Source organism: Cupriavidus sp. HMR-1, assembly GCF_000319775.1.
Taxonomy (GTDB): domain Bacteria; phylum Pseudomonadota; class Gammaproteobacteria; order Burkholderiales; family Burkholderiaceae; genus Cupriavidus; species Cupriavidus metallidurans.
This window is the reverse complement of the sequence record NZ_ANKP01000142.1, coordinates 1-11734: the sequence shown is the minus strand read 5'-3', so window position 1 is coordinate 11734 and position 11734 is coordinate 1. Positions and strand designations below refer to the sequence as shown.

Below are 11734 nucleotides of genomic sequence, written 5' to 3'. Positions count from 1 at the left end.
GTGACGCCGCGCGTCTCGACGCGGAACTGGCAGCGGCGGAACTGGCGCGCACACGTGCGACGGTGGCCACCGCCCAGGCCACCGAGTCGGCATCGCTCGCCGAGTTGCGCGCGCGTTTCCCGATGCTGGGTCAACCGGCGCCGGCACCCGTTCGCATCGCGCTGCCGCAGCCTCCGCAGGAGCCGGCCGAGCAGTTACGCGGCATCTACGTGCAGGACAGCCATGAATACCTGCTGGCGATGGCGGAAGAAGCCCATGCATTGCAGCAGGCCAAACGATCGGATCTGGACCGCAAGCCGGACCCGACCGTCGGCATGTTTGTCACGGTGGAACGCGGCGGCGCAGAGCGGATTCTCGGGGTCAGCGTGTCGATGCCGCTTGGCTCGGCGTATCGCCGCTCTAACGCAGTGGCGGCTGCGGCGGATGCCGAGGCGGCCGCGCGGAAGCGGCTGGGTGTCGAGCAACGCCTGGGTGCGGAGTTCGACGTCTTGTACCGGAACCTGTCCGGCAAGCGCGCGGCGGCAGCGGCCCAGACCGAGGCTGCGACGCTGCAACGGACGGCGTCGGATCGCGCAACGCGCGCGTATCGCGCCGGAGAGTCTGGCTTGCAGGAGCTGATTGTCGTGCGACGAAACCTGGCCGACGCCTTGCTGGCGGAGCGCCTGGCCAATGTCGACGTGCTCGAGTCGGATACCCGTCTGAAGCTCGATCTCCATCGCATGTGGGACTTTGACGACTGAGCGGTAACGACCCGGCAGACGCTGCAAGTCTGCCGGGTATCCGTTAACAATCTATATTTTTATAGACTATAATTCTCGCAATTGATGCCCGGCCCGGCCCGGCCCGGCCCGGCCCGGCCCGGCCCGGCCCGTACCGGGGCCCATATCGGCGCATACCGGCACCGGCCCATGAACCAGACCCATTCCTCCATCGACCTCGTCAGCCTGCAAAGTGCAGCGGCGGACGCCTGCGCGCTGCTCAAGGTGCTGGCCAACCCCGACCGCCTGCTGCTGATGTGCCAGCTTTCACAGGGCGAACTGTCGGTGGGCGAACTGGAGGCGCGGCTCGGCATTCACCAGCCCACGTTGTCCCAACAGCTTGCCGTGCTGCGTGAAAACGGTCTGGTAGCCACGCGCCGCGAGGGCAAGAACATCATCTATGCCGTGGCCAGCGAGCAGGCACTCGCTGTCATGGCCGTGCTGTACGAACAGTTCTGCGCGAATTCCTGAGGAGCGAACATGCTGCTGATCGATCTTGGCAATTTCACCCCGGGCCTGTCCCTGGCCGGGGGCATCGTCATTGGCGTGGCTGCAGCCGTGCTGGTGCTGTTCAATGGGCGGATCGCTGGCATCAGCGGCATCCTGGGCGGGCTGCTGAGCCTGCCGCGCCGCGACATGACGTGGCGGGTGGCCTTCCTGATAGGGCTGATCGGCGCACCGATACTTGCCGCGCTGTTCGGGATGCCGGCCAGGGCCGATATCCAGGCAAGCTGGGGCGAGGTGCTAGTCGCGGGCTTTCTGGTCGGGATCGGCACGCGCTACGCGGGCGGATGCACCAGCGGCCACGGCGTCTGCGGTATCTCGCGTGGGTCCATCCGTTCGCTGGTGGCCACGCTGAGCTTCATGGCGGCAGGCTTTCTGACCGTTTTCGTCACCCATCACCTGATCGGAGCCTGATATGAGCGCCATCACCGCACTGCTCGCGGGCCTGCTGTTCGGCATCGGCCTGATGGTTTCCGGCATGGCCAATCCGGCCAAGGTGCTGGGTTTTCTCGACCTGGCGGGGCGTTGGGACCCCTCGCTCGCCTTCGTGATGGTCGGCGCCATTGCGATTGGCTCGGTGGCGTTCCTGCTGGCCAAGCGCCGCCAGCGTTCGCTGCTCGGGTTGCCCATGCAGCTGCCGACGAATACTGTCATCACGCCGAGGCTCCTCATCGGCAGCGCGCTGTTCGGTATCGGTTGGGGGACGGCGGGCTTCTGCCCGGGCCCCGCGCTGGTGGCGTTGGGCGCAGGCTATCCGAAGGCCATCGGCTTCGTGCTGGCCATGGCGGCCGGGATGCTGGTCTTCGAAGTGCTGGAACGCAGCAAGGCGCGCGTCGCGCGCGCCTGATCAGGCTTCCGCGCTCCGCGGCGGGAATCGCAGCACGAAACGGGTCTTTCCGTTCGCCGACTGGACCGAGATACCGCCGCCGTGCGCGGTCATGATCGCGCGCGTGATGGAGAGCCCGAGCCCGACGCTGTCCGACTCGGGCCGCCGCCTCGACTTGTCACCGCGGAAGAACCGATCGAACAGCGAAGGCAACAACTCGGCCGGAATCTCGGGCCCATCGTTTTCCACCGCCACCACTACGCTGCCGCCTTCCGCGTGCGCCTCGACAACCACCGCGCCGGCCTGCGGTGTGTGGCGCAGCGCGTTGGAGAGCAGATTGCTCAGCGCGCGCCGCAGCATCAGGCGGTCGCCCTCGACGATGCCGTCGCCCTGCAGCCGCAGTGCCACCTGTTTGTCCTCGGCCAGCGCCTCATAGAACTCGAACAGCGCCCCCGCTTCCTGCGCAATGGAAATGGTTTCCTTGTGCGGCAGGTCGAGCCCGTGTTCCATCTTGGCCAGATACAGCATGTCTGAAACCATTCGCGACAGCCGTTGCAGCTCTTCCGCATTGGAGGCCAGGATTTCCCGATACTTCTCGGCGTCCCTGGGTTGTGACAAGGCCACCTGCGTCTGCGTCATCAGATTCGTCAGCGGCGTGCGCAGTTCGTGCGCGAGATCGGACGAGAATTCGGACAGGCGGCGGAAATCATCCTGCAGGCGTTCCAGCATCGCATTGAGGTTGGCGGCGAGATTGGCCACTTCCTCGGGAACGGCTTCCACCGGCATCCGTTCATGGAGCTTGTCTCCCGTGACGACTTTTGCTCGCGTGGCCATGGCGCGTAATGGCGCCAGACCCCGGCGCGCGGCCCACCAGCCGAAAATACCGCTGGCCAGCACAGCCAGCGCTACATACGAGACCAGCGATCGGCGGAAGGCGTGGACGAAATGCTCGTGGATCTCAGTGTCCATCCCCAGCAGCACGTCGGTACGTTCTCCCGCCGCGTTCACCGTGGCACGCATGCCCCGATAGGTCTTGCCGTCCTGCGTCCATTGGAAGATGTCGTCATCGCCGACATGCTTGCGCGATGCCTCAATCGACGTCTTCAGCGCTGCGGCAAAGTCGAAATCCGGCGTGGCGTAGTGCACCTGACCGTTGGCACCGCGCGTATAGACCAGGAGTCCGCTGTGATGCTGGTAGGCGTCCGCAAGGCGCGTGGGCAGCGTGCTACCGGTGTTGTCGGCGATGGTCTTCTCGACCAGGCGCATGTTGTCGCGCAGCAGCGCGTAGTCCTCCACCGCGAAGTGCCGGTCCATGGCCGTGAAGATCAGCACGCCAAGCCCCAGCAGCACGCAGGCCGAGGTCAGCGAGAACAGCGCGGTCAGCCGCGTGGTCAACGAATAGCCGCGCATCAGGCCAGATCCTCGGGCGCTTCCAGCACGTATCCCATGCCACGCACGGTCTGGATCAGCTTGTCGTCGAAGTCGTCGTCGATCTTCGCGCGCAGGCGGCGGATCGCCACGTCGATCACATTGCTGTCGCTGTCGAAGTTCATGTCCCAGACCTGCGAGGCGATCAGCGAACGCGGCAGTACCTCGCCACGGCGGCGGGCCAGTAGTTCCAGCAGCGCGAACTCCTTGCCAGTCAGCACGATCCTGCGCCCGGCGCGCGTGGCTCTGCGTCGGGCCAGATCCAGCACGAGATCGGCGATCTGAATACGATCGACCGGTGCCTGCGCGGCACCCCGGCGCAACAGCGTGCGCACGCGGGCCAGCAGTTCGGAGAACGCGAACGGCTTGACGAGGTAGTCGTCCGCGCCGAGTTCCAGCCCTTTCACGCGGTCGGCGACGCTGTCACGCGCCGTCAGGAACAGCACCGGCACGGGATTGCCGGCGGCCCGGATGTTCTGCAGGATGCGCCAGCCATCGATATCGGGCAGCATCACATCGAGGATCAGCAGGTCGTAGGACTCGTTCAGCGCCATGTGCTGGCCGTCCTGCCCGTTATGCACGAGGTCCACGATGAAGCCGGCCTCGGTCAGGCCCTGCCTCAGGTATTCGCCAGTCTTGGTTTCGTCCTCGACCACCAGGAGCTTCATACGTGTCCTCGTCAAACCAATGCACCCGGGCCCCGTGCCCGGAAAACGCCGCAAGTGTACGCCGCGGTCCGAACATGACGCGGACATTACCGGAATGTAATTTTTGGGTCATTAGGTCGTTACCGCGCCCTGACTACTCTGTGCTCGCTGCGCCATTTTGCTGGCGCGATTTCACGATGAGAAGGAATTGACAGCATGCGAGCCAACGTTCCGGCCGATCTGATTTTGCCTGTGCGGGCGGGGTTGTCCCGGCGTCGCTTCGTCCAGGGTCTTGCCGCCGGGGGTGTGCTCGGCGCGCTCGGGGGATTGTCGTCCGGAGGCTGGGCCAGTTCCGGGGCCGGACAGGCTGCAACGGGCAATGGCACCGCCCCGGTCCTGCGTGGCACGGAGTTCGATCTCGTGATCGGCGAGTCGGCGGTCAACTTCACGGGCAAGCCCGGCATGGCCACCACCATCAACGGCATGCTTCCCGGTCCCACGCTGCGCTGGCGCAAGGGCGACACGGTGACGATCCGCGTCACCAATCGCCTGAACGAGCCCACCTCGATTCACTGGCACGGCATCATCCTGCCGTATCAGATGGACGGCGTGCCCGGTATCAGCTTCCCGGGCATTCCGCCCGGCGAGACGTTCACCTACCGCTTCAAGGTGGATCAGACCGGCAGCTATTGGTACCACTCGCACTCGGGCTTCCAGGAGATGACCGGCGTCTACGGCAGCCTGATTATCGACGGCGACGAAGATCCAGTGCGTGCCGACCGCGACTACGCGGTGCTGCTGTCCGACTGGACGGACGAGGATCCGATGCGGGTCATGTCCAAGCTCAAGATCCAGAGCGACTACTACAACTACAACCAGCCCACCGTAGTGGACTTCTTCCGCGACGTCTCCAACGACGGGCTTGGCGCCGCGCTGGAGAAGCGAAAGATGTGGAACCAGATGCGGATGAGCCCCACCGATCTGGCCGACCTGTCGGGTGCCACGCTGACGTACCTGATGAATGGCGTAACGCCCGCCGGCAACTGGACCGGGTTGTTCCGTGCCGGCGAGCGCGTGCGCCTGCGCTTCGTCAACGGCGCAGGCAACACGTTCTACGACGTGCGCATTCCGGGCCTGAAGCTCAAGGTGATACAGGTCGACGGGCAGAACATCGAGCCCGTGACGGTCGACGAATTCCGCTTCGGCCCGGGGGAAACCTGCGACGTGCTGGTGGAACCGACTGACGACGCGCACACGATCTTCGCCCAGTCGATGGACCGCACCGGCTTCGCGCGCGGCACGCTGGCCGTGCGCGAGGGCCTGCAGCCGTCCGTACCGGCGCTCGACAAGGCGGAGTGGCTCACCATGGGTGACATGATGGGCAGCATGAACCACGGCGTGATGGGCCACGGCGCGTCAAGCGCTGCGGCGATGGATCATGGCGCGATGAACCACGGCGCCATGAATCACGGTGCGATGCCCATGGATCACAGTCAGCACGATATGTCCGGCATGTCCGGCATGGCTGGGATGAGTGGCATGTCACATGGCGACTCGCTCAAGGTACCCAGCACGCGGGCACGTCATGCGCGTACCGAGTACGGTCCGAGCACCGACATGCGCGTGGACATGGCGCGCACCAACCTCGACGACCCCGGCATCGGGCTGCGCAACAACGGGCGCCGGGTGCTGACACTGGCGGACATGCATACGGTCGGTGGCCCGATGGACCATCGTGGCCCGGGCCGCGAGGTGGAGTTGCACCTGACCGGCAACATGGAGCGCTACACGTGGTCGTTCGACGGCGTGGAGTACGGCAAGTCGACCCCGGTGTTCTTCAAGCATGGCGAGCGCCTGCGGGTGATTCTCCACAACGACACGATGATGACCCACCCGATGCACATGCATGGCATGTGGAGCGAACTGGAGGCGCCCGACGGCACGTTCCAGGCCCGTCGTCATACGATTCCCGTGCAGCCCGCGCAACGCATCAGCTTCCTCGTGACCGCCGATGCGCTCGGACGCTGGGCATGGCACTGCCACTTGATGATGCATATGGACATGGGCATGTTCCGTGAAGTGGTGGTGGCATGATGAAAGCACGCAACCCACTCACACTGACGCTGCTCGCGGCGGCGCTTCTCTCCGTCAGCATGGGCGCCGCATGGGCCCAGCATTCGCACGCGGACCACGCGTCGCACGCTGCCCCATCTGCCAACGTGGCCAGCGCGACCACTTCGGATTCGATGTCATCGATGCAGGGCATGGATGGCGGCGAGATCCAGACCATGGACAGCGGCGAAAGCGGCGACATTCAGACCATGGACGGCGATAACGCCGGAAGCGCGCCGCCCGCCATGGATCATGGCGACATGAAGATGCAGGGAGGCAGTGCGCCGCCGGATGCGCGCGATCCGAATGCCTATTCGGGCGGCTACTTGCTCGGCGTCGGCAAGTACGCGCTGGGCGAGCATCGCCAGCTTCACATGGCCGACGAACACCTGTTTGCCTCGGTGCTGGTGGACCGCCTGGAGTGGACGCACGGCAACGGTAGCAATGCGACCTCGTACGAAGCCCAGGCATGGATCGGAAGCGCCTATAACAAACTTGTGATCAAGGCCGAAGGCGAAGCCGAGAAAGGCCGGGTGCATGAGGCCCGCACCGAGCTGTTGTGGGGCCATGCGATTTCCACGTTCTGGGATACGCAGGTCGGTTTCCGCAACGATGCCGGCTATGGCCGGCCCGCGCGGAACTGGCTGGCCTTCGGCGTGCAGGGTTTGGCGCCGTACTGGTTCGAGGTCGATGCCACGGCTTACGTGGGCAACGAGGGGCGTACCGCGCTGCGGCTGTCTGCCGAGTATGAGCTGCTGATTACGCAGCGGCTGATTCTCCAGCCGCGCATCGAAGCGAACCTGTACGGCAAGAATGACCCGGCGACCGGCACCGGTAGTGGGCTGTCGAACGGCGCGGTGGGATTGCGTCTGCGCTACGAGTTCAGTCGCCAGTTCGCGCCGTACATCGGCGTGGAGCGCTACCAGACGTTCGGCAACACCGCCGATATGGTTCGCACGTCAGGCGGCCGTAGCGGCGAGACGCGTTTCGTTGCCGGCGTGCGTGCCTGGTTCTGATCGCGTCCGGCTTCAATCGTTTTACCCAGGGAGATCTCATGACTTATATCCACACCGCGGCCAAGGCGCTGGTTGCCGCCACCGCACTTCTGGCCAGTGCCGCCGCCCTCGCGCACCCCAAGCTTGTCAGCGCCACGCCTGCCGACAAGTCCGAAGGGCCCGCGCCCACGCGGATCGAACTGCTGTTCTCCGAGAACCTGGTCAAGCAGGTCTCCGGCGCGAATCTGGTCATGACGGGGATGCCCGGCATGGCCGATCATCCGCCGATGAAAATTGCGACCAGTGTGTCGGGGGGCGACGATCCCAAGGCGATGATCATCACGCCGAAGAGCCCGCTGGTACCGGGCACCTATCGCGTGGACTGGCGAGCGGTGTCATCGGACACCCATCCGGTCAACGGCAGCATCACCTTCACGACGAAGTAACGCGGGCAGGGCTATCCAATGGAGGTCGACTGGCTCAACGTGTGGGTGCGGTTCGCGCTCTATCTGGATCTGATGCTGCTGTTTGGCTTGCCGCTGTTTGCCCTGTATGCGCTGCGAAAGGACGAACGCGGAGCCGCCAGCGCCCGGTGCTATAGCGGCTACGCCACGATGGCCGCGCTCATCGGCCTGGTGCTTTCCGTCGTGGACATGGCCGTGGTTGCCAAGGCCATGACCGGAGTGGAAGGGTACGCCGATCTGGGGGGCGATACGGTGGCGATGATCGCGACCGAGACAGCCTTCGGTATCGCCTGCTTCATTCGCATGAGCGCGCTTCTCGGTGGACTGCTCGCGAGCTTCGCGCTCGCGCATCGGCCAACGCTGCGCTATCGGGTCCTCGTTGTCTGTGGCGCCATCGCGCTGGCAACGCTCGCATGGGGAGGCCACGGCGCGATGAACGAGGGGCTGTCCGGCGTCGTGCATCTGCTGGTCGATATTGCGCATCTGCTCGCGGGCGGCGCATGGATCGGCGCGCTGGCTGGATTCCTGATGCTGGCCCGGATGGGCGTTCTCGCAGTGCTGGATCGCGCCGCGCGCGGGTTTGCGGGTATCGGTACCGTGATCGTCGGGACGCTGGTGACGACCGGGGCAGTCAACTACTGGTTCATCGCCGGCATGCCGACGCTGGAGCGACTGACGTCGCCCTACGGCCGGATTCTGCTGGTCAAGCTGGCCCTATTCGCCGCGATGCTGGTGATGGCAGCGCTGAACCGGTATCGCCTGGGCCCGGCGCTGGCGACGGCATCGGACAGTGGCGCGGCCGTGCGGGCGCTGCGCAGGAGCTTCGTTATCGAAGCCCTGCTAGGCGTGGCGGTGCTGGCGATCGTGGCCGTGCTGGGTGTGCAATCGCCTGAGCTTTGATGGACCTCCGCCTCTGGTCGCGACGCTTTACTCGACCAGCTTTGCCCGCAGCCGCTTGAATTCGTCCTCGGAGATGGAGCCGGACGCCTTCAGGCGATCGAGCTTTTCCAGTTCGTCAGCGACGCTGAAGCCGACCACCTGGCGAAGTTCGTTGCGTGCCTCCCGCGCACGTTCCTGATTACGCTCTGCCATGCCGCGACCCTGGGTGAGGATGTAGGCGAAGACGCCGATGTAGGGCAGCACGATCAGGAAGATCACCCACAGCACCTTGGCGAAGCCCGATACGTCATGACGCCGGAACAGATCGCCGGAAATGGTGATGAGCAACCAGAACCACAGGATGAAAAGGAAGATGGAAAAAACGTCGATGATGAAATTTCCAAATGAAAAACCTTCCTGAATAACCATTGATGTTCTCCATTGAAAAGAAAATGGTCCCGATAAGGGAAAAGGCGATTGGCTGATCCGATTCGTGCGGCAGAACAATGCGCGCCGGGCGCGATGCAGGTGGCCAGTGGCGCGTCAACCTCATTAGGTATAGCAGGTGTGACGACAAGTAATCACTTTCACCGTTATGAAAGTTTCTTGTCGGGATGATTCCTGATTTTGCAGAATGCGACGGATGCCATCCGCTTCAGGCCGACGTCGGCGAATGTCCGCGCGTTGCGGTCAGGCCCCTTGCCCGGGAGCACTTTTGATATATGCGTCCAGCCCGTTGGCCAGCGCGGCGAAGGTCACGGCGCAGCGTGCGTTGTCACGCAGGTCTTCATGCATGGCTACCCAGGTGTCCAGCGTGACCGAGAACTGTTCGGGCAACACCCTCACCAGTTGGGGATCCCGTGCCGCCAGCGCGGCCTGGCACACGCCAATGCCGAATCCCGCACGGATGGCGCCGAGTTGGGCCAGGTCGCTGTCGCTGCGAAACGCCAGGCTATCCCGCCAGAAGGGTTTGAACTTGCTCTGCAACCGGCGGATGAAGTCGTTTTCCTGATCGAAGCCGATGAGCGCATGGCGCGACAGCTCGCTCGTCGAGCCCGGCACGCCATGCGCTTGCAGATAGCGGCTGTGCGCGTGCAAGCCGATTTCGATACCGCCGACATGCCTGGCGATCAAGGCTCCCTGGACCGGTCGGAACATGCGGATGGCGATGTCCGCCTCGCGGCGCAGCAGGTCGTCAGGCTGATTCGACAGGACGAGTTCGACCACCAGCTCCGGATGCGCGTCGCGCAAGGCCGTCAGGATCGGAGGCAGTACCTCGGCACCAATGACTTCGCTCGCGGTCAGCCGTACCGTGCCCCGGACGCCCGCGCCGTGGCTGCTTGCAACCCGGCGCAGCGCGGCGGCGGTGGCGGCGATGCTCGCCGCGTATGGCTTCAGTTCATGAGCGGCCTCGGTGGGGGCGAAGCCGTCGAACGAGCGCGTGAACAGCTTCAACCCCAGGGCCGACTCGAGGCTGTCGATATGTCGCCCGACAGTGGGCTGCGTGATGCCGAGGGCCCGGCCGGCGGCGGAGAGCGAGCCGACCTCCAGCACCTGCAAGAATGTCCGGTACCACTCCCAGCTCGGTTCGTTTCGCGTCATGGTATGCATTTTTAAATAGTTGCCAGTCGATTCTAGGCAATTTTCTTTCGATTGCGGGTGCGCCACACTGCGGTTTCGCGAATTGCTCGCTGCCTTCCCAATCCGTTACCGAAAGGAAATCCGATATGTCCAAAGTTGCCTTGTTTGGCGCGGCAGGCGCCATTGGCCGGAGCATCGCGGCCGCCCTGCGCAGCAGGGGTGAGCCCTATCGGGTGGTGGGCCGGCACGAGGCCAGCCTGCGCCAGGCCTTCGGCGATGACCCGCTGGCGGAGATCCTGACCTGGAATCCGGACTCGCCGGACGCGATTCAGGCGGCCGCCACGGGTGTGGAGACCTTGATCTATCTGGTCGGCGTGAACTACTGGCAGTTCGAGCTGCACCCCGCGCTGATGCGCAGGACGCTCGACGCCGCCGTGGCGGCCGGCGTGAAGCACATCATCCTGATCGGCACGGTGTACCCATATGGCAGGGCAAGGACGACACCCGTGCGCGAGGACCATCCGCGCGAACCCCACACCTTCAAGGGGCGTATGCGCAAGTCGCAGGAGGACCTGCTGATGCAGGCACATGCCGATGGACGCATCCGTGCCACCGTGCTGGGTTTGCCGGACTTCTATGGTCCCGGCGTCGAGAACAGCCTGCTGCATCGCGCGGTGCTGGCGGCTGCGAACGGCGGCACGGCCGACCTGATCGGGCCGATCGACACGCCGCATGAGTTCATCTTCGTGCCGGACGTGGGCCCGGTGGTAGCCCGGCTGGTTGATACCCCGGCTGCCTTCGGCAAGATCTGGCACCTCGCCGGGGCCGGCGTCACCACGCAGCGCGAACTGGTGGAAGAGATGGAGCGCCAGACCGGCCGTGCGATCAAACTGCGCGTGGTGGGCAAGACGATGCTGCGTCTGCTGGGGCTGTTCAATCCGCTGATGCGCGAACTGGTCGAGATGCAGTATCTGCAGACCGACCCCGTGATCATGGACGACTCGGCGTTGCAGGCGCTGATTGGTCCGATTCGAAAGACGTCTTATCAAGACGGCATTCGCCAGACGCTGGCTGCCGCCATGTGCGCCAATACACGCTTGGCGCCCGCTTCGGCCGGCTGAAACTTGCCCGACTTGGAGGTGCTGTCAACGCAACGCTTCCGGCGACAGTTATTGGGGACGAGCGAGAGCGATGCGCGCGGCGCCAGCGTCGCGCTGCAACGTACCTGATCGCCTACTCGGCTCAAGCGTTTTTCTTCTCGTCGATTCACCCCGATACGGGAGCAGCCAATGAAGAATTTGCTGAAGTCGATGGCCCTTGCGGCCGCGCTGGGTTTGTCGCTCGGCGCACAGGCCCAGGCACCTGCTGGCGCGCCAGCAGGCAGCACGGGCCTCTGCAAGGACGGAAGTTACTACTCCGGCGCCAGCAAGAAGGGCGCTTGCGCAGGGCACAAGGGCGTCAAGGAGTGGTATGGCGGCACCGCCGCAGCATCCGCACCAGCCGCGATGGCACCGGCCGCGGCACCCGCGCCCAAGGCCGC

14 protein-coding genes are annotated in these 11734 nt (G+C 64.7%); 10 read left to right on the top strand and 4 right to left on the bottom strand.

Features of this window, described 5'->3' with window-relative positions:
- The 4 genes from D769_RS17760 to D769_RS17745 form a co-directional block, all read left to right on the top strand.
- A partial coding sequence (locus D769_RS17760) for a TolC family protein (RefSeq protein ID WP_008647679.1) occupies window positions 1–740 on the top strand: 740 nt, incomplete at its 5' end.
- Between the two features lie 168 nt (window positions 741–908).
- Window positions 909–1229 (top strand): metalloregulator ArsR/SmtB family transcription factor, encoded by a 321-nt coding sequence (locus tag D769_RS17755; protein WP_008647678.1) that lies wholly within the window; start codon window positions 909–911, stop codon window positions 1227–1229.
- A 12-nt stretch (window positions 1230–1241) separates the two neighbouring features.
- Window positions 1242–1676, top strand: a complete 435-nt coding sequence (locus D769_RS17750; RefSeq protein WP_040011105.1) for a YeeE/YedE family protein — start codon at window positions 1242–1244, stop codon at window positions 1674–1676.
- Between the two features lies 1 nt (window position 1677).
- The gene (locus D769_RS17745) at window positions 1678–2109 is read left to right on the top strand and encodes a YeeE/YedE family protein (RefSeq protein WP_008647676.1); all 432 of its coding nucleotides are present in this window, start codon (window positions 1678–1680) and stop codon (window positions 2107–2109) included.
- Here the strand turns inward: D769_RS17745 and D769_RS17740 are convergent, their stop codons facing one another.
- Window positions 2110–3498 (bottom strand): heavy metal sensor histidine kinase, encoded by a 1389-nt coding sequence (locus tag D769_RS17740; RefSeq protein ID WP_008647675.1) that lies wholly within the window; start codon window positions 3496–3498, stop codon window positions 2110–2112. It abuts the gene before it with no gap.
- The gene (locus tag D769_RS17735; RefSeq protein WP_008647673.1) at window positions 3498–4184 is read right to left on the bottom strand and encodes a heavy metal response regulator transcription factor; all 687 of its coding nucleotides are present in this window, start codon (window positions 4182–4184) and stop codon (window positions 3498–3500) included. The genes D769_RS17740 and D769_RS17735 overlap by 1 nt, the downstream gene beginning before the upstream one ends.
- A gap of 195 nt (window positions 4185–4379) precedes the next feature.
- Between D769_RS17735 and D769_RS17730 the strand changes: the two genes are divergently transcribed.
- Genes D769_RS17730 through copD form a run of 4 tightly spaced genes read left to right on the top strand, consistent with a single transcriptional unit; the run spans window position 4380 to window position 8634 of the window.
- On the top strand, window positions 4380–6257 hold the full coding sequence (locus tag D769_RS17730; protein ID WP_008647672.1) for a copper resistance system multicopper oxidase: 1878 nt from the start codon (window positions 4380–4382) through the stop codon (window positions 6255–6257).
- A complete protein-coding gene (locus tag D769_RS17725) occupies window positions 6254–7291 on the top strand; it encodes a copper resistance protein B (RefSeq protein WP_008647670.1) in 1038 nt (345 codons plus the stop codon). The genes D769_RS17730 and D769_RS17725 overlap by 4 nt, the downstream gene beginning before the upstream one ends.
- Before the next feature lie 38 nt (window positions 7292–7329).
- Window positions 7330–7716: a copper homeostasis periplasmic binding protein CopC gene (gene copC / locus D769_RS17720; RefSeq protein WP_008647669.1), complete on the top strand. Its 387-nt coding sequence runs from the start codon at window positions 7330–7332 to the stop codon at window positions 7714–7716.
- An 18-nt stretch (window positions 7717–7734) separates the two neighbouring features.
- On the top strand, window positions 7735–8634 hold the full coding sequence (gene copD / locus D769_RS17715) for a copper homeostasis membrane protein CopD (protein ID WP_008647668.1): 900 nt from the start codon (window positions 7735–7737) through the stop codon (window positions 8632–8634).
- A 27-nt stretch (window positions 8635–8661) separates the two neighbouring features.
- Here copD and D769_RS17710 read toward each other — a convergent pair whose 3' ends face one another.
- Both D769_RS17710 and D769_RS17705 read right to left on the bottom strand, forming a co-directional pair.
- Window positions 8662–9042 carry an SHOCT domain-containing protein gene (locus tag D769_RS17710; protein ID WP_008647667.1) on the bottom strand — a complete coding sequence of 127 codons (381 nt, stop codon included), beginning with the start codon at window positions 9040–9042 and terminating at the stop codon, window positions 8662–8664.
- A 261-nt stretch (window positions 9043–9303) separates the two neighbouring features.
- Window positions 9304–10215, bottom strand: coding sequence for a LysR family transcriptional regulator (locus D769_RS17705; RefSeq protein WP_040011104.1), 912 nt, complete (start codon window positions 10213–10215; stop codon window positions 9304–9306).
- Between the two features lie 125 nt (window positions 10216–10340).
- Here D769_RS17705 and D769_RS17700 point away from each other — a divergent pair, with 125 nt between their 5' ends.
- Window positions 10341–11315, top strand: a complete 975-nt coding sequence (locus D769_RS17700) for an NAD-dependent epimerase/dehydratase family protein (protein WP_008647665.1) — start codon at window positions 10341–10343, stop codon at window positions 11313–11315.
- A gap of 168 nt (window positions 11316–11483) precedes the next feature.
- Window positions 11484–11734, top strand: a 251-nt coding sequence (locus D769_RS17695; RefSeq protein ID WP_008647661.1) for a DUF3761 domain-containing protein, incomplete at its 3' end; no start/stop codon positions are given.